This is a genomic window from Pseudomonas sihuiensis, assembly GCF_900106015.1.
GTDB classification, from domain to species: domain Bacteria; phylum Pseudomonadota; class Gammaproteobacteria; order Pseudomonadales; family Pseudomonadaceae; genus Aquipseudomonas; species Aquipseudomonas sihuiensis.
In genome coordinates this window covers 1,742,692-1,767,096 of record NZ_LT629797.1, presented here as the reverse complement: position 1 = coordinate 1,767,096, position 24,405 = coordinate 1,742,692, and the positions used below count along the sequence as shown (strand labels likewise).

General features: G+C 51.4%; 18 protein-coding genes. 10 read left to right on the top strand and 8 right to left on the bottom strand.

Annotated features, from left to right (window positions below):
* The first annotated feature begins 1 nt into the window (after position 1).
* From BLT86_RS08280 to brxL, 9 genes are all read left to right on the top strand, one after another.
* Positions 2–1,738 (top strand): DUF262 domain-containing protein, encoded by a 1,737-nt coding sequence (locus BLT86_RS08280; protein WP_021219095.1) that lies wholly within the window; start codon positions 2–4, stop codon positions 1,736–1,738.
* Positions 1,739–1,762: 24 nt separating this feature from the next.
* A complete protein-coding gene (locus tag BLT86_RS08275) occupies positions 1,763–2,392 on the top strand; it encodes a hypothetical protein (protein ID WP_021219094.1) in 630 nt (209 codons plus the stop codon).
* Positions 2,389–5,964 (top strand): BREX-1 system adenine-specific DNA-methyltransferase PglX, encoded by a 3,576-nt coding sequence (gene pglX / locus BLT86_RS08270; RefSeq protein WP_021219093.1) that lies wholly within the window; start codon positions 2,389–2,391, stop codon positions 5,962–5,964. Before BLT86_RS08275 ends, pglX begins: the two co-directional genes overlap by 4 nt.
* 38 nt (positions 5,965–6,002) lie before the next feature.
* The gene (locus BLT86_RS08265; protein ID WP_021219092.1) at positions 6,003–8,417 is read left to right on the top strand and encodes a hypothetical protein; all 2,415 of its coding nucleotides are present in this window, start codon (positions 6,003–6,005) and stop codon (positions 8,415–8,417) included.
* 66 nt (positions 8,418–8,483) lie between these two features.
* The gene (locus tag BLT86_RS25715; protein WP_128622375.1) at positions 8,484–9,728 is read left to right on the top strand and encodes a tetratricopeptide repeat protein; all 1,245 of its coding nucleotides are present in this window, start codon (positions 8,484–8,486) and stop codon (positions 9,726–9,728) included.
* Between the two features lie 171 nt (positions 9,729–9,899).
* Complete coding sequence (locus BLT86_RS08255; RefSeq protein WP_021219091.1) at positions 9,900–10,307, top strand: hypothetical protein; 408 nt, start codon at positions 9,900–9,902, stop codon at positions 10,305–10,307.
* Positions 10,288–11,250, top strand: a complete 963-nt coding sequence (locus tag BLT86_RS08250; protein ID WP_092375988.1) for a nucleotidyl transferase AbiEii/AbiGii toxin family protein — start codon at positions 10,288–10,290, stop codon at positions 11,248–11,250. The genes BLT86_RS08255 and BLT86_RS08250 overlap by 20 nt, the downstream gene beginning before the upstream one ends.
* A gap of 96 nt (positions 11,251–11,346) precedes the next feature.
* A complete protein-coding gene (gene pglZ / locus BLT86_RS08245; protein ID WP_021219089.1) occupies positions 11,347–13,968 on the top strand; it encodes a BREX-1 system phosphatase PglZ type A in 2,622 nt (873 codons plus the stop codon).
* Positions 13,952–16,006, top strand: coding sequence for a protease Lon-related BREX system protein BrxL (brxL, locus tag BLT86_RS08240; RefSeq protein ID WP_021219088.1), 2,055 nt, complete (start codon positions 13,952–13,954; stop codon positions 16,004–16,006). The genes pglZ and brxL overlap by 17 nt, the downstream gene beginning before the upstream one ends.
* A gap of 482 nt (positions 16,007–16,488) precedes the next feature.
* Here brxL and BLT86_RS08235 read toward each other — a convergent pair whose 3' ends face one another.
* From BLT86_RS08235 to BLT86_RS25710, 4 genes are all read right to left on the bottom strand, one after another.
* The gene (locus tag BLT86_RS08235; RefSeq protein WP_157719664.1) at positions 16,489–17,370 is read right to left on the bottom strand and encodes a hypothetical protein; all 882 of its coding nucleotides are present in this window, start codon (positions 17,368–17,370) and stop codon (positions 16,489–16,491) included.
* 454 nt (positions 17,371–17,824) lie between these two features.
* Positions 17,825–18,046: an AbrB/MazE/SpoVT family DNA-binding domain-containing protein gene (locus BLT86_RS08230; RefSeq protein ID WP_021219085.1), complete on the bottom strand. Its 222-nt coding sequence runs from the start codon at positions 18,044–18,046 to the stop codon at positions 17,825–17,827.
* Positions 18,047–18,378: 332 nt separating this feature from the next.
* Positions 18,379–21,273 carry an ATP-binding protein gene (locus BLT86_RS08225; RefSeq protein WP_021219084.1) on the bottom strand — a complete coding sequence of 965 codons (2,895 nt, stop codon included), beginning with the start codon at positions 21,271–21,273 and terminating at the stop codon, positions 18,379–18,381.
* Positions 21,245–21,559, bottom strand: a complete 315-nt coding sequence (locus BLT86_RS25710; protein WP_128622374.1) for a hypothetical protein — start codon at positions 21,557–21,559, stop codon at positions 21,245–21,247. Before BLT86_RS25710 ends, BLT86_RS08225 begins: the two co-directional genes overlap by 29 nt.
* A gap of 55 nt (positions 21,560–21,614) precedes the next feature.
* Between BLT86_RS25710 and BLT86_RS08220 the strand changes: the two genes are divergently transcribed.
* Positions 21,615–21,830: a hypothetical protein gene (locus BLT86_RS08220; RefSeq protein ID WP_021219083.1), complete on the top strand. Its 216-nt coding sequence runs from the start codon at positions 21,615–21,617 to the stop codon at positions 21,828–21,830.
* A gap of 86 nt (positions 21,831–21,916) precedes the next feature.
* Here BLT86_RS08220 and BLT86_RS25705 read toward each other — a convergent pair whose 3' ends face one another.
* The 4 genes from BLT86_RS25705 to BLT86_RS25700 all read right to left on the bottom strand — a co-directional run bounded on the left by BLT86_RS25705 (position 21,917) and on the right by BLT86_RS25700 (position 24,033).
* Complete coding sequence (locus BLT86_RS25705; protein WP_021219082.1) at positions 21,917–22,063, bottom strand: hypothetical protein; 147 nt, start codon at positions 22,061–22,063, stop codon at positions 21,917–21,919.
* Between the two features lie 22 nt (positions 22,064–22,085).
* Positions 22,086–22,439 carry a hypothetical protein gene (locus BLT86_RS08215; protein ID WP_092375979.1) on the bottom strand — a complete coding sequence of 118 codons (354 nt, stop codon included), beginning with the start codon at positions 22,437–22,439 and terminating at the stop codon, positions 22,086–22,088.
* Between the two features lie 157 nt (positions 22,440–22,596).
* Entirely contained in the window at positions 22,597–23,748 is a 1,152-nt protein-coding gene (locus BLT86_RS08210) for a relaxase/mobilization nuclease domain-containing protein (RefSeq protein WP_023131623.1), read from the bottom strand.
* Positions 23,749–24,033 (bottom strand): plasmid mobilization protein, encoded by a 285-nt coding sequence (locus BLT86_RS25700; RefSeq protein WP_157719663.1) that lies wholly within the window; start codon positions 24,031–24,033, stop codon positions 23,749–23,751.
* Positions 24,034–24,405: the final 372 nt, after the last annotated feature.

The window sequence follows — 24,405 nt, the reverse complement described above, 5'->3', positions numbered from 1 at the left end:
CATGTACAAGCCAGGCGGTACGATCAAGCAGCTTTTGGACAAGGTTGCATCTCAGGAATACATCTTGCCTGCGATCCAGCGTGAGTTCGTTTGGTGGCCAGAGCAGATCTGCCGCTTGTTCGACAGCCTGTTGCAGGGCTATCCCTTTGGCACCTTCCTGTTCTGGCGTATCGCACCGGAGAAGCGCCAGGAGTACCAGTTCTACGACTTTGTCCGTGATTACCATGAGCGCGACAACTATCACTGCGCGCTATTGAATACCCTCCCCGAGCGAGATCTCGTTGCGGTGCTCGACGGCCAGCAGCGCATGACGGCTCTGAACATTGGTCTGCGCGGCTCCTATGCCTGGAAGCTGCCAGGCAAATGGTGGTCAAGCAATGATGCCTTTCCGATCCGTCATCTCTACCTGGATCTGCTGGGTGAGCCGGATGCGGAAACAGGCTCAGAGTACCGCTTTGAGTTTCTTACTGAGACCACGACGGAGTTAACAGGAGATGGCCAGCTGTGGCTTCGCGTCAGTCGTATCCTGATCGAGAGTGAGGATGATTTGCTCGATAGCCTGGACGATCTTGATCTCAGCCTCGACCAGCGCAAGCAAGCGAAGAGGGTGCTGCGCCATCTCTACCGCACGGTTCACCTTAAAGAAATCATCAGCTACTACGAAGAGACCGAACAGGATCTTGAGCGTGTGCTGAATATCTTCATTCGCATGAACAGTGGTGGTACGCCGCTTTCGTACTCGGATCTCCTGCTCTCCATTGCTGTGGCGCAGTGGTCGAAGCTCGATGCCCGACAGGAGATTCATCAGCTCGTTGACCAGATGAACAAAGAGGGCGACCAGTTCAACTTCAGTAAAGACCTGGTGCTCAAGGCCGGCTTGATGCTGTCGGACATCGGCAGCGTTGGGTTCAAGGTGGAAAACTTCAACAAGGCCAACATGACGCTGCTGGAAGAGAACTGGTCGCGCATACGTGAGGCCTTGCTGCTATCCGTTCGCTTGCTGGCCAGCTTCGGCTTCAACAGCCAGAACCTGCGCGCCGACAGCGCCCTGTTGCCCATCGCGTACTATCTGTTCGTGAGCCAGCCTGGTGAAGGCTACTTGTCTCGCACTGAGTACGCGCAAGACCGCGAGAATGTGCGCAAGTGGTTGATCCGCAGTCTGCTCAAGGCTTCGGGAATTTGGGGAAGTGGGTTGGACACCCTGCTAACTGCCCTGCGTGATCAGATTCGTACCCATGCCCAGACCGGCTTCCCGGTAGCTCAAATCGAAAGCGTTATGTCCTCGCGCGGTAAAACGCTGTCTTTCACGGAGGAGGAGCTGGATGAGTTGGTCGAACTGCCCTATGGCGACAAGCGTACCTTTGCTTTGCTCTCGCTAATCTTCCCTGGCTTCGACCTGTCCAAGCACTTTCATGTAGACCATATCTACCCGCAGGCCCGTTTTACCAAGCCTCAGCTGCGTAAAACGGGTATCCCAGAGGATCAGGTGGCGGAAGTGGCCGATAAGGCCAACCGTCTGGCCAATCTCCAGTTGCTTGAAGGCAGCATCAACAATCAAAAGCGCCAGAAGATGCCGCATGACTGGTACGCCCAGTTCAAGCCTGATGCTCTCGCACGTCAGCAGTACCTGGCTGGCCTGGAGATCACCGACCTTCCGGAGTCGCTGGCTGACTTCCCAGTGTTCTACGAGCAGCGTCGCAAGGCGCTCAGGGCCCGAATCGTTTCAGCCCTTCAGTAGTCACAGTTACCGAGGAGAAATGCCGTGGGCATGGACGAGCCGATTAAGGCAGTCGAGTGGCAGCGAGTGCTGAACGAGGTGAAAGCAACCTACACCTCCCACCTGGTGCTCTACAGCTACCAGAAGTACCCGGCGCACGAGTATGAGGGCTTCAAGAAGACCTTCTCTGCGTTAGCAGAGAAGGTGGATCTATCTGCGGCGCTGCTGTGGAAATGGGGGCACTGGGGCAAGGACAACTTCCCCTCAAAGCAGAGGCTCTTGATCAGCGAGATCGAGAGCCTTTGGCCGTCTTTCCGACGCTGGGCGTTGTCTGCTGGTGCTCAGTTCACCCCTGAGGCCACTTTTCAGTGGTGGGATAAGCGCTTGGGTCGGCTGCGCTATATCACCATCGCCTACCTGACCCACCTGATCCATCCGCTACAGGTGCCGATCATCGATCAGCACAACTTCCGCGCGATGAATCATTTACGGCAAACCCCGTCTGCTAAGAAAAAGCCATCCAACTGGTGCGATATCGTCCAGCTCAAGCTCTTCCTCAAGGAGGCGAGTGAACGGTATCAACGCCCTGATAGTGAATTCGATAAATACCTCATGATGTATGGCCGTGCGCTGAAGTCGCGCAAGGTCAGGTCGCCCCGTAAGGAACAGGCATGAACCGCTCCGCACTCAAAAAATACGCCCCTCAGGCCCGTCTCGATTTTATCGAGGCCGTCACCCTACGTGCTCGTCGTCTCGGGCTTGATCCGACATTGCCGGTCAGTGTCGAACAAACGGGCGACGTTTTGCTGATTGGGGGGCAGCCTTTTCCGGCCAGCGTTGCCAAGCAGCGCGCCGAGCTGGCTCGCCGCATTCAGCAGCAAGGCTTTGCTACTGTGGTTGAAGCCTTGGCCTATACCTGGTTTAACCGCTTTGTGGCTATTCGCTTTATGGAGCTAAAGGGCTACCTGAGTCACGGCTACCGGGTGCTCAGCCATTCGGAGGGACAGCAGCCTGAGATCCTTGAACAGGCTCATCACCTCGATCTGCCAGGCTTGGATAGGGAAGAAGTTATCCGCCTGAAAACCGCAGGTAATCAGGATGAAGCGCTCTACCGCGAGCTTCTGCTTGCCCAGTGTCACGAGCTGCACCGCAATATGCCTTTCCTATTCGAGGCGTTGGACGATGCGACCGAGCTGCTGCTCCCGGACAACCTCCTGCGTACCGACTCGCTCATTGCTCACCTGGTTAGCGATATCGAAGAGGCCGACTGGCAAGAGGTCGAGGTCATCGGCTGGCTCTACCAGTTCTATATCAGCGACAAAAAGGACGAAGTGATCGGTAAGGTGGTCAAGAGCGAGGACATTCCCGCTGCCACCCAGCTGTTTACCCCCAACTGGATCGTTCAGTACTTGGTGCAGAACAGCCTGGGGCGCCTCTGGCTGATGGCCAACCCTGGCTCCAGCCTCAAAGAAAAAATGCCGTACTACATCGAGCCCGCCGAGCAAACGCCGGAAGTACAAGCCCAGCTCGATGCCTTGATCATGGTACGGATGGATGAGGATGGCGGCACGCTCAATCCGGAATCGCTGACCGTGCTCGATCCTGCGTGCGGCTCTGGGCATATCCTGGTAGAGGCCTACAACCTGCTCCGTGCCATCTATGAGGAGCGGGGCTATCGCCTGCGCGAGATCCCTCGGCTGATCCTGCAAAAGAACCTTTATGGTCTGGATATCGACGACCGTGCGGCTCAGCTGGCTGGTTTCGCCTTGTTGATGAAGGCGCGCGAGGATGATCGCCGGCTATTCGATGAGGAAGGAAACCCGCCACATCTCAATGTGATGGCCATTCAGCAAAGCGCTGGTTTGCCGGATGAGGAAATGGCTCGGGTCATTCTCAATGCCGCTATCCAGATCGAGGGTGGTGATGCATTCCACTCGGGGCAGCTATTTGGTGGTGGGCAGTTGGAAACTCAGCATAGTTCGGGTCTGACTGTGCTCGACCTGCGGCAGTTGATTAAGTTGTTTGAGCATGGAAAAACCTTTGGTTCGCTGCTGGATGTTCCAGAGGTTCTCAGGATAAAACTAGGCAGAATTATTCATCTGCTTGATATCGTTCGGTGCAAGGGAGACGACTTATCACGCAGCTATGCCAATCAGGTAATTGAACAGTTTGCTTGGCCCGCTAGTATCTTGGCGTTGAGCTACGATGCAGTTATTGCGAATCCTCCCTACATGGGGGGGAAGGGTATGAATAATGAACTGAAAGAATTTGCTAAAAGAGAATTTCCCCAGAGCAAGTCTGATTTGTTTTCGGTTTTCATTGAGCGGGCATTTCTTTGGTGCAAGGTTTCTGGCCTAAATAGCATGGTTACTATGCAGACATGGATGTTTTTATCTGCATATGAAAGAATGCGCTGTTCGATAATTGATAAGCACAGTTTGTTAAGCTTGATGCACCTTCCATATGAAGGGCGTGGGCCTACAGCTATGGGCATAAATTTTGGTGTTTCAGTCCAGATATTTATGAATTCCAAGGTCTCTAGCGTTAATGGGGATTTTGATTGTTTTAGGTATTTTGAGCTCGGGGAGGATGGTGTGCCTCCGAGGTTTCCAAGTGAAAATGAGAGGAATGTTCATGCCCGTAGTGATGATTTTTTGAAGTTGCCGGGTTCTCCAGTTGCTTATTGGCTAAGCGGGAGTGTTAAAGGTATTTTTGAAAGCGGCGTGAAATTGGGTGATATCTCTAAGCCTTCCAATGGTGTGCAAACGGGTAATAATTCTAAATATGTAAGGTATTGGCACGAGGTTGACTTTGGTAAGTTGGGTGGGAAATGGTTTCCGTATAATAAGGGTGGAAAGTTCAGGAAGTGGTACGGAAATATAATTGATGTCGTTGATTGGGAGTGTGATGGCGAAAAAATTAAAAGTGAGTCAAATTCTTGTATTAGAGGTGAGGAAAATTATTTTAGTGTAGGCTTGACATGGTCTGATGTCACTTCTGGAGCATTGTCGTGTAGGTTGTTGCCTGCTGGGTGCGTATTCGATGCTGCTGGGCCGTCTGCATTCTTTAAGTCTGAGGATGAACTGTACGCCTCGATAGCATTGATGAATACAAATTTCGCATTGGATTTTTCGAAGATTCTTAATCCAACCATTCACTTTCAGGCTGGCGACTATAAAAAAATGCCTGCATATCCCTCTGCATGTATGTTAGAGGCATCTACTATTGCGCAATCGGCTATCAATCTAGCCAAAAAGGACTGGGCGCTATATGAGGAGGGTATGGATTTTTGCTCGTTATCTATATTGCATTGCGGATCGGTGGGGCTGATAAGTGACTCTTGGCTAAAGTTTTCAGATGAGGTCGATAGAGATTTCTATTCGCTTAAGGCTCTAGAGGAACAAAATAACATTGTATTTTGCAAGGCTAGTGGTATCGAGGATTTGGGCTATATTGATGTGCCGGATGCTAGAGTTACGCTATATCGCCCTGATCGTGAAAGGGACGTTTACCGGCTAATTTCTTATGTGGTCGGATGTATGATGGGCCGCTATAGTCTTGACGAGCAGGGCGTTATCTATGCGCATTGCGGTGGGCATGGCTTCAATCCTTCACGCTATCGTAAATTCCCCGCAGATGCTGATGGAATAATCCCAATAACTGACGAGCCCTGGTTCGAAGATGATGCTGCCGAACGAGTACGCGAATTCGTCAAGGTGGTCTGGGGTGCTGAGACACTTGTAGAGAATATGGAGTGGCTGGCCGATAGCCTAGGCCGTAAAGCTGGCGAGACCTCCGACGATGCGATCCGCCGCTATCTGTCCACGAGTTTCTTCAGTGACCACCTGCAAACCTACAAGAAGCGTCCGATTTACTGGCTGTTCTCCAGCGGTAAGCAAAAGGCCTTTGAGTGCCTGGTTTACTTGCACCGCTATAACGAGGGCACGCTCTCGCGTATGCGCATGGAATACGTCGTGCCGCTGCAAAGCCGCATGCAGGCTCGTATCGACAAGCTCACCGACGACATCGACAGCGCTACCAGCAGTGCCCAACAAAAAGCCCTGCAAAAGCGCAAAGACAAACTCACCAAACAACTCGAAGAACTCCGCCGCTTTGACGAAAACCTACGCCCCTACGCCGACCAACGCATCACCCTCGACCTGGATGACGGCGTTAAGGTCAATTACGGAAAATTCGGTAATCTGTTGGCCGAGGTTAAGACGATTACTGGTGGCAAAGAAGAATAACCAACCAATACTACGCAGTTTTGCATTGGAAGTACGACATGGAACTAATCGATTTTTTCAAAGACAAGAAATTTGCCGGCTGTGAACGAATTTATATTCGCCCGCATATCCCCGCCAAACAGTTAAGTAATGCTGTAGGCGCTTACAGTGTGCGCGTTGAGCCGAAGGAGGTGGTCGTTTTGATCGACGACACAGCCTTCGGCAGTGGCAAAGACGGGATCTTGATTTGTGAGAATCGATTGGTCATACGCGAAGTGTTCTCCAGTGCACGTGCCTATGATTACGATGCAATCGACTCCATCAGCTGCGAGGGGCGGCGGCTCTTTATTAATGAGCGCGAAGCTTACAAGCTGGTTCAGCCTGACAAGCATGATTTGGCTGATTTTTTTGAACTGATGAACCAATGGATTTCACGTCGTGGTGCGTCGGCCGCGCAGATCCGCGAACCTCGTGCAGCTGCACCTACAAGCGGCAAAGCCAATGCGGGTATGGGCGAGTTCCTCTATGACGTGGGCCGCAAGGTTGTTTCCGACAAGGTCTACGTCCGTCCCCATATTCCAGCGAAAAAGCTACAGTCCGCCATTAATGCATACGGTAATGGGCTATCCCCGGAGGATGTGATAATCCTGGTCGACGATACAGCCTTTGGTAGCGCCAAAGACGGTATCTTGATTACGGATAAGAGCATTTATATAAAAATCTTCACCGAATCCCTGCGCGCCTATGAATGGGAAGTAGTGGAGTCAATTGATATTGAAAAACGGACGATTTATATCAATGGTGCTGCTTCAGGAAAGCTTGTGCAGGCTACAGAAAAAGACATTGGCCAGCTATTTGACAAGATTGAAGAGTTTTTAGCTGGTCAGAGCCACTCAGGTGAAAAAAAATCACTAGGCCAAGCGTCTACAGCCCAGCGCGAGGCGTCTCTGGAACTAAGTTTCGACCTGGAAGAGGTGTTGCCGCAGGCTAATCGGCCTGAAAGCGTGCTTGAGACGGGGCAGGTAGCAGTCGCTACTAATACTGTCATCAATGCTGTTGAAGCGGAAGGGGGTAGTCAATCAAATAATAAATTGGCCAGTTATGTCTCCACGCTAATTGCTGATAATAAATCAAAGATAATCCCGTTGCTAAAACAAAAGGCAGGCAACACTTCGTTAGCTGCGTTGCAGGATGATGCCAGTATTCAGCGTTTGTCAGAATATTTATATGAGCGTTTGCCTTCAGTTGTGAAGCTCGCAGTGAGCGTGGATGCATTCAATCAATTTATGATGAATAACCGCGAAAAACTGCTCGCGAAGCTGTTGATTGAGGAGCAATCCACCCAAGAAATTTCTGTTGTCTCAGTGCAGGATATTGGTTCCTCCACTGTACAGAGTGAAACACAGGCAATAGTCTCAGTGGTAGAGGCTGAAGTCATCGCCAACCACCCAGGTGAAGGATTTGTTGCGTCAGCCAAAACTTCTGAACACGTGCCCCCCAAAGATTCGAAGGCCAAAGACAAACTACTGGGTTATGTCGCGACTGCGATTGAGCAAAATAAGTCAAAAATTATTCCCTTGCTCAAGGAAAAAACCGGTGAAGCGTCTTTGGCAGCATTGCGTGATGACGCCAATGTCGAAAAGCTTGCTGGCTTTCTTTATGCATTTTTGCCGGCAGTAGTCAGGCTTACCTTGAGGGAAGAAATTTTTGTTCAGTTTATGCTGGATAACCGAAACAAGCTTTTAGATAAGCTTGTTCAGAGCGATTTGCTGCCTGCTCCTTCTGCAAGTCAGCAGTTCTTAGGGCAATCGCTAGAAAAGTCAGATGATTACGAAAGCCAACTCATGGACTTGCTGAGCGATGATCAGCCTTCTGGTGATTCTGGTGGTTCTGGTGATTCTGTAGTCGCCATTCTTGAACGCGTGGTTCAGAGCTTGAGGCGTGAGGCCGTAGATGACCCCGAATCTAAATTTCTGTTCGATCTGGCGGTTAGTCACCTTTCTGTGTTGATTTTGAAGGCGAAAAATATTCAATCTTTTTCACGGGAGAAAGTAGAAAGTCAAGTTGGGTTTATGCTCGCGTTCATGTATGGATTCTCCTTCCATAAAATTCCGGAATCGATTCGTAGGCAGGATAATATTTTTGAGGCTTACATGACGCCTCTGCTTATGACTCTGGATAAGTACAAGGAGTTTTGTGGTTACGACCTGCTTGAACAGGACGGTGAGTCGTTTACCATTTTTGCGTATGGCATGGCAAAAATGCTCAGCAAGGATCAGCTGAATCAGATGGTGAGAAAGATTATTGATGAGCATAAGCACAAATCTGTTCCGGGGGATTTTGCGCTTGACGATATTATGTCTCTGCTGAGGGACGCTAATGCCGCTGCTGAGCGTTGGGTCGTTGAGTTGACCAAGGAAGCTATTGCGGATGAGCGAGAAGTACAACGCAAATGGGGTGATCTACTGCGTTGATAGGCAGGTCGATACATTGGGCTCTAACTGATTTTTGATTTTTGATTTTGTGGTTTGGGGGTGGTTATGGTCGGTGCTGTTATTGTTGCATTGTTTTTGTATTTCAGGAGCCGGCTTTGGAATAGCAAGTTGGTTCGTGGTGATTATGGTGTAGCCGCTACATATTGGTTATTTGCGTTTTTGGGGTCGTTTCTGGTTGTAGGTTTGGCCTATTTGTACATTGCATACAAGGTCGGCTCCATGGAGTCCGCAGGTTCAGATAATGGACTGCTAGGGCTTATGTCTATTATGGGGGCGTTGTCTGCGCCAGCCACCGCAGCCGTAGTTGTCCTGCTTTATCAGGTCATCGCAATTGTTTCTGTTTGGCGAGCAACTGCTCAAAAGCACGTTTCATTTTGGGGGCGATGGTTAACTAGATATGCAATCTGTTTCAATGTCTTTGTTGCCGTATTGGTGGTTTCGTTTTGCCTGGTTGGTCTGGGTCTTGGGTTGATTCTATATTTTGCTGTCCGTCATTTCGTCTTGAAGAGGAAAACGCCAGCGACTGAGTTGCAAGATGAAATAGCGAAGCTGGCATCTGCTACACCTGTTGAGAAAGCAGATGGTGGAAGTGTTGAGATCGTGCTTGGTGATCTTTCTTCTGGTGAGCCAATGTTGGAGCAATACGTTCAGTGTTTGAACTCCACCGGGAGTTTGGCTGAGCGTATTCATGTAGTTCCAAATATTTCTCCAGAAAGACTGAGGGCTGCTATTCGTGCTCGTCATTTTGCAGCGGCCCTGGGTAAGCAAAAAGCATTGCTTCTTATTGATGACTCACGAGGTTTTACAGGAAAAGAAGGCTTGCTGGTAACTGATCAGAATTTTGACTTCAAGCCTGTCTCAGGTAAAGCCTCTTCCTATGGATACAGATTGGGTTTTGATGGGTTTGAAATTAAAGGCGCTTCGATTTTCAGGATGGGGGAGGAGTGTATTTCCTTTCGTAATGTAGACGCTGAATCTGTGGAAAAAGTCTTCATGCTATTGAATTCGTATTTTTCTGATCACCGGTCTTGGTGCGAGAGAATGGCTAACGAAGGTGACAGGGACGCGCAGTTCAATATGTCCATGTATGCGAAAGATAAAACTGAAGCTCTTGAGTGGCTACGTATGGCTGCCGAGCGAGGCCATGCTATTGCGCAGGGCAACTTAGGCGCTGAGCTGGCAGGAAGCAACCTTGAGGATTCTTATTATTGGCTGTCTCGGGCCGCTGAGCAGGGTAATGAGGTTTCTATTCAGAGGCTGTCTTCGACGCGATATGACATTTTCCGTTGAGCCTGCTTTGTCGTCTTGACCGCGCTCTTTGACTCCAGAATCCCTTTACTTTGGGCGGAGCGCGGCCCGATGCCTAGTGTATACTGTCAGAAGTGGTGAGCATGGCTTGATCTATAAAAGCTATAAAAATCAATAGGTTTCCTGCTATTTTTTCTGAGGTGAGGAGGGTGTATGCAAGTTGAAGAGCGGTTGAAACGTGCCATCGCCTTGCGCAAGGACGATGTGTTCTTGCGATCCGAGTTTGCCCGGTTTGGTAGCCCGGCTCAGCTCTCTCGCGCCATTAGGCAGCTCATTGCTGAAGGCGTGCTGGTGAAGCTGGGCCTTGGTGTGTTCGCCAAGGCTAAGCCCAGTGCGCTGACCGGCAAGCCTATCCCTGTTCAACCTCTGGAAGTGCTGGCACCTCTGGTCTTGCAAAAGCTCGGCGTCAAGGTCGGGGCATCTCGTGCAGTGCGTGAGTACAACTCAGGCGCATCTCAGCAATTGGCCGCTGGCATTGTGCTGGACACGGGGCGTCGCCGAATCACTCGCAAGCTGGGCTTCGGTAAGCAGACGGTGGCCTATGAAAGCCATCACGCCTGATCAGGCTGAACTGATCGAGGCGGTACTGGCTGAGCTTGATGTCGGCCTTTTGACTGCCAGCATCCTGGAGAAGGATGTTCACGTTACCGATGCCCTGCGTGTGGTTTTGGATATACAGCATCCAGCTACCCGCTTGGTTTTCTGTGGCGGCACGAGTCTATCTAAGGCTTATGGGTTGATCGAGCGTATGTCCGAGGATGTCGACCTCAAGGTCGTGCTTGATGAGCCGAAAATTGGCGGGGCTTCAGCCATCAAGAATCACCTGAGTCAGTTGAAGGCTGAGGTGACTCAACGTCTCGAGTCTTTAGGCTTTGTCGAGGATAAAGATGCTCGTATTGCCCGTAACCAGAATCGCTATTTTGCTACCCGCTGGCTGTATGCATCCCGTTATGCGCATGACACCAGCTTGAGGCCCTATTTAAGCCTTGAGCTGACGGTTCGTGCCCCGCAGTTTGTTACCACCATTCAGCCCTTGGGTTACCTCGTAGACCGCCTGGCATCTCGCCCACAACTCCAAGGGCGGATTGAGTGTGTGGCGATTGAGGAGACGCTGGCAGAGAAGGTGATTTCTTTTTTGCGTCGTTATGCCCAACATCGTGCAGGCGCGATGCACCAGTCGTGGGATAAAACGCTGGTTAGGCACGTTTACGATGTGTTCTGCATCTGCCGTATTGATTCGCAGGTCACGGTAAAGGCCGCCGAAGGTTTCCGGGCATTGGTGCAATTCGACACTGAGGAGTTTGGCCAGCAATTTCCGCCGTTCGCCGTTGCGGCAAAGGACACGCTACACGCAGCGCTAGTGCAAGCTGAGCAAGATCCAGCGATACGCCAGGAATATGAAAAGCACCTGATTCCGCTGGTGTTCGGCTCGGTGCGTCCGAGTTTCGATGAGGCCTATGGTGTTTTTCGCCAGCAGGCTGAATACCTGATTGGTAGGCTTTGACGTGCCGACATGTCGGCGTTGTTTATTTCTTCTACAGAGAGGGGCACTTTAGGTGCCTTTTTTCAGTTTGAACCATACCGCTGGGGTCGGTGATTGATGTCTGAGCTATCCGCACAACTCGCCAGGATCATCGATGGTCTGCAACAGCAGTTCGCATCCAGCCGTGTGGTGTGGTGGGAGGATCCGCAGGGCGAATTCAGTGAGACCCTGGATACCCTGTCACTGGAAAATGTGCAAATTGTGCGTCGGTCAGTTATGCCGGCGCTCGCGATCAAGCAGCAGATCGAGCTGCTGAACCCTGTCGGTCATTTTCTGATTTACGAAGACAATGCTCGCCCTGAGCCAGAGCAGGATTGGCTGCTGGATATTCGTTTGTATGCAGCGCCATTCGCCGCAGACCGGACGTCCATGCTCTTGCAGGAACTGGGGCTGCGTCAGCAGACTTTGCGTGAGCACCTGAAACTGCGTAGCGCGTTCTTTGCCAGTAAAGATCGAGTTACCAAGCTCCAGCGACTGCTCAATCCAGAGGACGATGAGGCGTCGCTGGATCTGAAGATCCTCGCGGTACTGGCCAAGGTTGAGCAGGCTGAATTGTTTGCGGTGCTCACGGCCATTTTCGCCACCTTGGCCGAGGCTGAGGAGCTGGAAAACAACCCCCTGTGGGAGTCGATCTGTAAATTCGACATGCAGCCGGTGTTCTGGCAGTTGATGTTGCAGGCTTTCGGTTATCAGCATGGTGAGCCTTCCCTGCGTCATTTCTTGGTGCGTCTGTTTGCTACTGACATCGGGCATGCCTTGCATACCCATGCTCCGGCCAACCTCAAGGCCCTTCAGCTCAACCCCGCACGCGCTGCCAATGTCGCGGTATTCCTGTCGCAGTGGCGCGACAGCACCTTGCGGCAGCGTGCTTATGATCGCTTGTCGAAACGAGTGGCGGCAGATTTGCGCCCGACTGAACTGTTGGCTCAGGTGCCAATGGAAGCGCTGATGGCCGTCAGTACCTTTGTTGATGTTGAGCGTCAGATTGCCGAGCGTTTGCGCGATGCCGTGCTCTCTAACACCAGCCAAGCGGTTGGCCTGACATTGCGGGATATGGCCAGCCGGCGCATGGATGGTTACTGGGCCAATCCTCGCTGGCCGGATAACGAGGATGCCAACCGGTCGGTGTGGTACGCCTATTACCGTTCGCTGATTGCAGCATCCGAGCTGTTCGAACTGAAGTTGCATTATGCCGGTGGCTTTTCTTTTGCGTCCGCTGAAGCCTGCTATAGCGCCTATACCAGCGAGCTTTATCGTTTCGATCAGCTCTATCGGATGTATCACGAAGCCGCTGATGCTGTGTACGCGCGCAGCCCGGATGCCTTGTCCCCGTTGACCTCACGGGTTGAGCAGGACTACCTGAACGGCTTCCTGCAACCACTGGCGCAGAAGTGGGGCAGTTTTGTCGATGGTGGCCTGCTGCAACAGTGGCAATTGCCTGAGATACCCAATCAGCAAAACTTCTATGCGGAGCAGGTGGAACGCTATCTGAAAGGTGGCGAGGATCGCCGGGTGTTCGTGGTGATCAGTGATGCGCTGCGCTATGAGGTAGCTCAGGAGCTGAGTGAGTCGCTCAATGGTAAGTATCGGTTCGCCGCAGAGCTAAGTAGCCAACTTGGCGTGCTGCCGTCCTACACGAAGCTCGGTATGGCCAGCCTGCTGCCGCACAAGGCACTGAGCTACACCGATGTGGGCCTGGTACAGGTGGATGGACTGAGCAGTGATGGTCTGGAGGCGCGCAACAAGATTCTAGCCAGCGTGAATGGTCTGGCCATGCGTGCCGAAGACTTCCTGACTATGAACAAGACTGATGGGCGAGAGCTGATCAAGCCTTACCGTGTTATCTACATTTATCACAACAGGATCGATGCGGTTGGTGACACCTCAAGCACCGAAATCAGCACCTTCGCTGCTTGTCGTGATGCCATTGAGGAGCTGGAGTCCATCGTCAGTCGCATCATCAATAACCTGAACGGTCATCGGGTGTTGGTCACAGCGGATCATGGCTTCCTGTTCCAAGACTCAGCGCTTGAAGCTCTAGACAAGAGCAAGCTGGTCACCAAGCCCTCTGGGGCTGTGGTCTCGAAGAAGCGCTATCTGATTGGTCGCAACCTGGGCAGTAGCGAGCAGGTGCATGCTGGCTATATTAGGGACACCGCAGGCATCAGCGACGACATGATGTTCTGGTCACCACGTGGGGTGAACCGGTTCCATTTTGTCGGTGGCGCACGCTTTATTCATGGTGGTGCTGCGTTGCAGGAAGTGGCTGTACCAGTGCTCAAGGTGCAACAGGTACGCGGTCAGAAGGCCAAAGACACGACAGTGCGTAAGGCGCAGGTCACGGTGTTGGGTAACAACTTCACCATCACCACCAACCGTTATGTGTTCAATCTGTTGCAGACGGAGGCGGTCTCCGAGCGGGTGCTGCCGGCAGTGCTGCGCGTAGGGCTATACGATGATGCTGGTGAGGCCGTATCCGCCGTGGAGCTGGTTTCCTTGGACAGCGACTCTCAGAATCTCGACCAGCGCCAACGCAAAGTCATTCTGACGCTATTGAACCGACCGTTCTCCTCAAGCGAACGCTACTTCTTAAAGCTGCTTGACGCCGAAACCGACGTTGAGCAGTTCCGAATTGATGTCCGTATCAACCTGGCGATTAGCAATGACTTTGACTTCTGATAGCGGCAATCTTGACCTGGATCTCGACGCTTTGCTGAACCGGTTCTTCACCGGCAAGGTAGTACGCAAGGATCTGACCAAGCGTTTGAAGGAAGGCATCAACGTTCCGGTGTACGTGCTTGAGTATCTGCTCGGCATGTACTGCGCCTCGGATAACGAGGAGGTCATTGCCGATGGCTTGGAAACCGTAAAGCGCATCCTTGCTGAAAACTACGTTCGCCCCGACGAGGCCGAAAAGGTTAAGTCGAAGATCCGCGAGCGCGGCAGTTTCAAAATCATCGACAAGGTTTCTGTAAGCCTGAACGAGCGCAGGGATATCTACCAGGCGCTATTTATGAACCTGGGCGTCAAAGATGCCGAAATCCCCAGCCGCTTCATCAAGGAGTTTGAGAAGCTCCTTGCGGGTGGGATCTGGTGCATCGTTACCTTGAATTACTTCTTCGAGGAAGGGGCCAAAGGTTCGCCTTTCACGGTGCATGATCTCAAGCCCATCCAGATGCCGAACATGGATATGGACGCGTTGCTTGAGGCGCGCAAGGCGTTCAGTGAAAGCGAGTGGATTGATGTGCTGCTGCGCTCAACGGGCATGGAGCCAGCTCATTTCAATGACCGCACGAAATGGCATCTGCTGACGCGGATGATTGCCTTCGTCGAAAACAACTTCAACTGCTGCGAGCTTGGCCCCCGAGGGACAGGTAAGAGCCACATTTACAAGGAGGTCAGCCCGAACAGCATCTTGGTTTCCGGCGGGCAGACCACCGTTGCCAACCTCTTTTACAACATGTCGCGCAGGCAAGTCGGGTTGGTCGGGATGTGGGATGTGGTGGCCTTCGACGAGGTGGCGGGCATCTCGTTCAAGGACAAGGACGGCGTCCAGATCATGAAGGACTACATGGCCTCGGGCTCCTTCGCCCGTGGGCGTGACTCCATCTCAGCGTCTGCGAGCATGATGTTTGTCGGCAACATCAACCAACCGGTGGACACCTTGGTCAAGACCAGTCACCTACTGGCACCGTTTCCAAGCGCGATGATCGACTCTGCGTTTTTCGACCGTTTCCATGCCTACATCCCTGGCTGGGAGGTACCGAAGATGCGCCCTGAGTTTTTCACTAATCGCTACGGGCTGATCACCGATTACCTGGCCGAGTTCATGCGCGAGATGCGCAAACGAAACTTTGCCGATGCCATCGACCGTTTCTTCAAACTGGGCAACAACCTAAATCAGCGTGACACCATTGCTGTACGCAGGACTGTATCGGGGCTTCTGAAGCTTCTGCATCCTAGCGCTGACTACGACCGCGAAGCTGTGCGCCGCTGCCTTGAGTACGCTTTGGAGACCCGTCGCCGTGTGAAGGAGCAGCTGAAGAAAATCGGTGGGATGGAGTTCTTCGATGTGCACTTCTCATACATCGACGTCGACACCCTGGAGGAGACTTTCATCAGCGTGCCGGAGCAGGGTGGTGGCGGCCTGATCCCAGAGGGGCAGGGCAAGCCAGGAACAATGCACCTGGTGTCTACCGGTGCCAGTGGGCACTTAGGACTTTACCGCTTGGAAACCCAGATCACTGGCGGTAGCGGCAAGCTGAATATGTCTGGCCTCGGAAGCAGTTCATCAGCGAAAGAGGCCCTGAAGGTCGCATTCGACTACTTCAAGGCCAACATCAATCGGGTGAGCGCAGCGTCAAAGGTGGGCGACCATGACTACCACCTGCATACCGTTGAGCTTCACAACACGGGCGCTCCCAAAGCCCTGACCCTCGCTGGCTTCGTTGCTTACTGCTCAGCATTGATGCAGCGGCCACTGCAAGCGCAGATGGTGGTACTTGGCGACATGAGCCTTGGGGGAAATGTGGTGCCAGTAGAAAACCTGGCCGAATGCATGCAAGTGGCTTTCGATGCGGGAGCGAAACGTATCCTCCTGCCTATGGCCAGTGTGACGGACATTCCAACCGTGCCCGGTGAACTGTTCGCCAAGTTCCAAACCAGCTTCTATAGCGATCCTGTGGATGCAGCGTTCAAGGCGCTTGGTGTGAGCTGAGTGTCTTTTATTCAGAGGGGGCGCTCGTTCATCGCATTTGCAAGCCATATTTTCGCGTGCCGCTCTCGTAGCGGGGCCCTACAAGAAACCAATTGGCTGGCTAATCCGAGATTTCCCTCAGTTCCTATGCGTAGAGCGATCTGCAAATCATTGAGCGTAACCGGATGGCGAACACGCCTTCCTAATCCCAGTATTAGGGGCGATGGTGTCCGCGTATTTTTAAGCGGACGCGATAACCCTTATCGCCGGGATTTCCATGCGCCAACGAAGCTCTTACCCCAAACCGTTCAAGGCCCGGGTTGTTCAGGAGCCGGTTTCGCTACGCAAGGCGTGATCGCCGGACGCATACCATTGAGCTAGCGCCATGCCACCATATGCTGCCGAGGCATGACCGTGGCCATATTCGATAGGCTCACCCGCCTGGCCTGACTTTCCGCAGGACAAAAAAACCGCCCACGGAGGCGGTTTTTCACCTCTAACCCTCAGTCGAAGGTTTCTCCTCCTGCATACTCGGCGTACATGTCCACCGTAGCCTTCGCTATCTCTGCCGCGTCCGTGAGGGATAGTCTCAGCTGGTCATTGTAGGCCTTGAGTTCGGCCCAAAGCTCACTCTCGGGTAGTGGCGGGAGGTTTCTGACGTGCTCAATCTCTCTACCCTGCTCATCGCACTTTATAAGGGAATGTGGATTCCGCGCATCATCACTTTCAACCAAGCAATAGCCTTTGCGATTGGCGGGCTCTACCCCAGTAATCGTCTCAACAATGCTGTTGTACATAGGTTTGTGCGAGGCACCGTTGAAGTAAATCGGTGAATCACTTAGGGCGTAGAAAGTGACTAGCCAGATGGTCAGTTTGAAAGAAAATTTTCCTGTCTGATCTGCGAAGGTCACCACGATAGGTGTGTGGTTCTGGTGGCAGTAACTGATGTCGTTGGGATCTAGCAGCTCTCTGTGCTCGGTGTACTCATCGACAGTGCTGATCACGCGAGTGGTTAGGAATCGAGGCTTCGGCTCCCCCACAGGGTCAGGCCTAGTGTAGCTGGTAACCCCAAACCCGTCAGGGTTCAATGATTGGGCGACAAGGTAATCACGAACCACCAATGGCAAATTCCATGGCGCAGCACGCCCATGCGCGAGAAAGGTCATTGGCGACTGCCCAGAAATCTCCAGCAAGGCGATTGCTACCGCAGTTTCCTCTGGGATTGTGCCTGGAAGGTCAGCACTTGCAGCATTCCAATGAGGGTAGCCCAGCAAATGACTGAGTTTTTCTTGATGTGCAGCTAGCTTGCTGCTTTGTCCAAGGGCTTTGGTCGTTGAATTCAGGATTTTGGCTAGTTCAAGGACTTGTTTGCGAGATATGGCCATACGAGGTTTCCTCAGATCTGGTGCACATCTGCTCCCCCGTTCCAGACATACAAATGATCGAAGGATTGACCCATTGTATGGTTTGACGCGATCCGCTGACGCGGAGAAAGGAAGGCATTCACCGTGGCGCATCTTGCGCAGGGGAAGGGCAGGGGCTTCCGAAACCTGCTTTTAGGTTATGTCCTACTCGACGTAGATGCAACTGGCGCTTACCGAGGCCGGTATCGTCTTCTATAGGACGTGTACATCGGTTTTGACGGATCAGGGCTATTCAGATTGCCCATGTCGGGGTAGTCGTTCGCACCTCAGCTTGCGGCTGTGCAGTCGCCTGGCCGCTGATAACACCGCTGAAGAGCCCGTAGAGGTGCCATCTCTTAAGCGATCAATAAAGCCTATGACCGCCCGGAGAAACGGGCCATGGGCTGACATGGTATCTACCCGCATTTGTAGCGTGTTATTCGTCTCTGTTGCGATCCCACTGGGCGACCAGATCATCGGTACGATCTGGGATCCGTGGTGTCTTGCTGAGCACAAGGCAACGGGTAGTGCCAACGTATTCCTCGATCACATAGAGCGTGTCGCCGACATCGATGCCGAGCTCTTGAAGTGCTTCATCGGGAATGCGGATAGCACCATCGCCGTCCCAATCCTCGATAGTCACTTGCTTGGTGCCCATTTCATTTCTCCAACTGCATGATCGTTTCGATGTGGTCGACCTTGAGCCAGCAGAGCCAGGCCAATAACCGAGGTCATACATTGTGACAGACAGGACAGGCCGACTCCCTGATGCGACAGGCAAAAAGCGGCAAAAAGCAGAAGTTCACATCAGCACCTTATGCATCGGTGTATCTGGCAGCGACCTCATAATGGGGTCGTCGAACGCAGAGCAATGCACCACCACACTCACAAAGCTCTGATATCTCTGCCCGATACAGTTTGGGCGTAGAAATATGAACAATAGCTCTTAATTGCGTTTTGATTTAACCCGGATAAACCAATATTTGGGAGCTACTCAGGCTCGCTTTGCCCGGCGATGGCCGGCTCCACATTCGCATTTAATGCAGAATCCTCCGGCTGATTTGTAGCAATGCATTGTTCGATGTATAGCAGCTCCTGAGTGGCCTCTGCCGCAAGATCTTTCAGCTCCTGTAGTAATCGGGCATGTTGCTGTTGTACTTCAGTAGGGGCACCGCCGAGCCCCGCTATTTTCCGGTTTCCACGCTCTATGCGCTGATTTATGTCGATGAGAAGCTTCTCACCAGAAGCTTTCTTTGCATGAGGGAAAAGCTGGCACTGGAGAAGCCGGAGCGCGTCATAGATCTTGATGACTTCTCTGCTGGTTTTTGAATGGACGAAGTTAAGACTGCCCTCTTCAAACGCATGATGCTCCTGATTTTGTCCGCGCCAATTCACCAAATCGCTTTTAATCAAGCTGAAGTGAGTAAGGTCGTAGGAGAGGCGCTGTTCGACAAGTCTGAACGTTTCTTCGAGGCTGAGCTGTAGGTACATGTTCTGCTTGAGCTGTGCTTTTCCAAATTTGGCCGTTACAGATAAACCGCTTTCTACGCAGTACTCCACCACCATCGATTCAAACCAAATACGGCAGTACACCAGAGCTTGCCTTATATCGAACACCGCCAGCGCCCGGTAGACCTTTTCCTGAAACCCCCCGGGGTGATCTACCAGAACTATGCCCTTATTCGTGTAACTCATCACATTACTTGTGTGTTGATCTGCCAGCCGGTGCCGTTCAGCGATGATGCAGAAGCGCTCCCAAAAAAGACGGTCGTGTGTCGTCACGATCATCTGGGTGCGGCACAAGTAAGGGTCTGAAAAAATAAGGTCGATGATGTTCGACCTGTGGTCGCTATCGATAGCGTTGACCACATCGTCGAAAACTATCAGCGGAAATTTGTTTTTCTCGGCAACAGCCAAAAGAAGCGAGAGGCCCAGGGCTCGCAAATGGCCTTCACTCAGTACCGAGAAAGCATCAATCGACGTCCCGTCGCTATTGGAGATTTTTATCCGGTAGCGGTCGCTGATCTTTTCAAAGCAAAGTGCATCAATACGCTCGTGCTCGTCATCGTGGTTATTGATCGCTTTGTAGTACTCGGCAGCTTTCGACTCGATGCCTGAGAGACGGGCTTTCTCAAGGGATAGCTTGTAGCTAATCAGATCGTGATAGAGGTTTCCGTATTCGACCTGAAGTGCATGGATGAATGAGTTGAAATGCACATTGTCCGCATTACTGGTAGCAAGCTCAGCGCGTTGACAGGCAAGATCTGCCATTTGAGCACCTGTCGGCTCCAACTCTCTTTGCGCTGCTTTTTTTTCATCGAAGAGTACTCGAAGTGACTCCTCGGTTAGCTTGATGGCGTTAACCTCGGAATCAAGTTCGGCTACAGCGACATCAGCTCGGGATACTTCAGCGAGCTTACGGTCGCACGCACTGACATACCGTCGTAGCTGTTCGTCATTGCCTACCATCAGCTCATTGAAAGCCTCCAACACTAGCACCGCAGCATCCGTCCTCGTGATGGCGTTTTGAAAGGCTGTAGTCGCTGCTCGTAGCCCTTCGAGAGAGACCATGCATGGTACGCCCTGCCTGGTATTTGAATCCACGCCGAGTACGCCGGCAGTAATCCTGTTGGCCAGTTGGATGACTCGACCCTGATTCTGTCGATTAGCAGCCTGCAACTTGGTTAGATTATTGAGGGCCTGGAGCTCTCGTCGAGCCTTTTCGAATGGGTTCTCGGTAACGCTGCGCAACGGCGTTGTGCATGCGGGGCAAGCATCTACGCCCTCAGTACCATCGCGCTCTATCGCCTGTATGGCCTCAAATACCGCCCTGTAGTTCAGTGCTGAGGCATCTTTAAGGAGTGCCGATTCGATTTTGGCTTTGCGCTCCAGTAAGCGCGTTGAGATGGATGCCACCCGAGCCAACCGCCTCAAGGTGAACGGGACGGGACTCTCTAAGTTCTTGAGCCTTTCCGCTGCTTTTACTTTCAGTTCCCTGAGCACTTCCAAGCGCACAAATCTGGCCTTAACTGCGTGGTGGTGCCCGGATGCCAAGCCAAGCATCTGACAAACTCTTGAATTGAGGTCATTGATTGCCTCGAAGAGCGCTCTACGCTTCTCGATAAGTACGTCCCGTCGCTGCACCAATGTAGCCATAGCCACCGCATTGTCGGATCGCAGGTAGCTAGTCAAATTGAAGCTTTCCGGTCTGACGAAGCGCGAGATGACTTCCTGGAGCTCTTCGAGTCCGAACAGGGTGGCAAGGACATCGCTTTCTGCACTACCGGTATCCTTGGAGCCCAGCAATGAGAATTCCTGTAATCGGTTGCGGTCAACGAAGCAGCTTGACCAAGTTATGCTTTGTACGACTTTCGCCTTGTTCGCCCCCCTCAGAGTTAAGCTCTCCTTGGCCGAGCCTCGTCTGATGTATTCCCGAATCTTTGTCTTGCGACGTTCTGCCTCTTTGATATGTCCCGTTGTACCGTACTCCAGCGCCTCGCACAGGGACGTCTTCCCGCCGCCATTCGGGGCGTAGAAGATATTTTTGCTCTTACTAAATCGCAGCAGCGTCCCTTTGTCGTCGCCCCCGAGGTCACCAAATCCTCGGAAGTTTTTGGCCTGCAAACTGGCTAAGGGTGTAAGACCCGAAGGTGCAACCCAGTCTAATTCAGGCTTTGCATCAAGGACGGTCTTTATCCGGCGAGCGAGTCTTTGATAATCGGTGGAAAGCAAGCGCTCGGACGCTGCATTCAGATGCGTTTTGATATGCTCAGAATATCGGCCCTTGGAGCCATTGACTTGGTAGATGCACCAAAGCAAAGCCAGGTAAGCGTCTGGCTTATCATTAAGATTTTCCCTAGCGAAGCTCAACAGGTACTGACTCATCCATGCTCTCCCTGACAGCAATATCGAGCCCCTTTAGCCTGACACCATAATGCCATCTCGTCATAGGGCGTGGTGACTGGATGTTGTATCCACTTCCGCCGAAATCCGCCGCCTCCGCATTTGGCCGATTCTGTTGAAAACGCAGCCATAGCGGTTTGCCGGCTGGGCAGGCTGGTGGAGCGGCTGCCGGCACCGTGTCGATCACTTCCAGCGGGATATGGCGGTCGCCTTCTTCCAATGGAACCAAGGCCCTTTCGTCCAAAATCGGCATATCGACCTTGGGCAATTTTCAATCATCAGGGGGGGCAGTTTTCTGTTAGCGGTAACACCCAAGTAGCCCAATGAAGCAGCTGACCTCCACCGACCACGAGTACGCCGGCAAGCGCAATCAGACCCGCAAGGAGCTATTTCTGATCGAGATGGGGAGGGTGCTGGGCATCGATCAATCTTGGGTCGAAGCTCTGGAGGTAGACCGGGAAGAGCTCTATCATGCCATGACTGTAGTGCTCGCCACCTTTCACGATCAGTGGTGTTCCTGCGCTGCCGCTAGCCACTGACTTGTCTGCGGAAACCCGTCGCCGAAATAGTGCTCGATCACCGGCTCGCCCAAAAAACTGTTCGTGTCAGCGCCGACCATAGACCTTCACGTTTTCGGTGCGCCGATCTCGGCAACAAGGAGCCCGTGAGCCTCCTTCTTTTTGAACTCAAACAAAATATTTTCCAAATCTTCCCGCATTTCACGGCGTAGATCCAGGATTTCTTCTTCGCTGAGCTGGCAATTGTTATTCATGGACTTTCGAGTCCGACCGTGATTATTCGAATTTCGGGACTTTACCCATGATTGCACAGTTGCTGTAAGTGATAAGCTGCATAACGATTGCGTTAGTTACTTCTTCATCTTCGCATTCAATTGCCATCATCTCCTGCATTGCCAGTCTTTCTTTATCACCCAGCTCTTGCGGAAAAAGAATGAATGCCAGGCAGTTAAAGACGGTATCAAGCAGATCATGTTGATACCCAGACTGTTTCTCAGAAAGGAGCATGTAATTAGAGGTAAGGTCATCTGGTACATCTACGCCAGCTCCTCGGCAAATCTTTACGCTTGCCAAAAAAACATACTCATCGCGTTCTTTTTTTGTCATATCTGCAGGCGATATAAGTTCCATTTATTTTCTCCAGTGTTTGAGCGCAAACATGCATTTTGCTCAAATTTCGCTCTGGGTCAAGATGTGTGGTGGCCGTGTAGCATAAATAATAAAAGAAGTGCTGTTTTTTTGATGATTTAAAGAGTTGATTTTTTGTTATTGCCTAGGCAGGGGCCTTTTATGGCTCGTATCCGTGGTCTGGAATTTTTAGTGGCTTACCAATTTCATAGTCGATGAAATAGTCACCTGGCTCCGCAATTACTACCGAAAATTGAATTCCGAAAAGTGCTAGCAAGAGAGATAAAATCAATGTAATTACAGCAGTTAGGTCTTCGTCTTTTGATTTGAAAGTGATAGGGTACTTTCTTGTTTTTGTGACGAAGAAGAAGTAGTGTCTCCTGCTGTAGGTTGTAACGACTTCATATTCGCCTTCATCTCTTTTTTGAATTTCTGCCTCAAGATCTGAAATGGTTTCGGGGTCATAGTGAATATTCTCTTGTGTAATTAACTTTTGCCACGTCAAACGTGATCTTTTGAGCTGTCTGCCGCTGATCATTCTTCCATCATTCTCAAATGTGATGCCTTTAGGCTGACCGGTTTCGTCCAGGGTTAAGTGGATGAAAACCTTTTGGCGGCGCAACAGGCTAGCGAAGGTGAACATGTCGCCATTGGTCTCGTTGGTCTTTTCAATGCAGCTGGCGATCTTCGCGATCATCTTGTGCTTGAATGGCAAGTCATTTTCCGCAATGGCTGACTTCATCTCGGCATGAGTGATGGCGGTACCCCAGGTCTCCTTTGGCTTAGGGCATTTATCAAGGGCGTACAGATCTTCGATGTCTGACACGGCGTCAACGCTGATTGATCGCTCGTTGCTATCACTGACCATGCGAAACCCTTCTTCGAACTTGATGCGGTTGCCAACAATATGAAGGTGCTGATGGTTAGTATCTTCGTGCAGCACTGCTACGTATTTATTGGCATAGGTAAATCCAAGGCATTGCATGTACTGATGGGCAATATTATTCCACTCTATATCACTCAAATGCTCTCCGGGACGCAGCGAAAGAACCGCATGAAAGACAGGTTTGATCTTTTTTTCTGAGTCGATAGAAAGCTTACGTAGTTTCTCGATCTCGTCGAATTCAGCTACTAGGGCGTCGATCTTTATCTTGTTGCCAGAAAGCAAAGCAGGAAGCGGATCGGCAGAGAAGTAGTTGCCGCCGATGGTTTTTATTTTGCTAATGGCATGGTCATGCTTAGAGTAGCCGAAAATATACTGAATTCTTTTCTTAAATGATCCAGAGCTTTTAGGGAATATTTTTCCGATCATTTAATTCCCCATCACGTTTTTCGAGATTTTTGAAATTAGCTCACTGGCAAGTGGGCGAGTTGTACCTCTGTTAATTTCTGCGCTTAGCTGTGTAAGAGCGGACATGATCTCGAAGGTATCTGGGGGAATTGAGATCTTTTCTTTCGGATCTTCGTTGATAACATAATCACGAAAAAATGCAGAGAGAGTCTTGTATCCCGCTCTATCGGCTTTGGCTTTTGCTAGATATTTCTCTTCTTGAGTAAGTCTAATGGTTAGAGAGGTTTTTTTATTTTCAATGGTCATAATGCACCTGTTTTTATTATTATTAGCGCAACCCCCGAAGGGGAGTGAGCAGGCCAGTTAACTAAGAAGCCCTTCTTAGTTGTCGTGCAAAGACACAACTGGCTAAGAGCGTCTTATGTGCTTATTATTGCATTGCAGCTTTTGGTTTGTCAGGATTTTTTATTAACTATAACCAAAGATAGTTATATGGAAAGGGAGGGGTGTCGCAAGTATAACCAAGTTTCTTGTGCGACATAGAGGCAGTGTCGCAATATAACTAACTTTGCCATGCGACATAGCGGGAGTGTCGCAATATAACCAACTTCTGCGTGCGACAAAGAGGTAGTGTCGCGGAATATAACTAACTTTCATCTGCGACATAGTAAGAGTGTC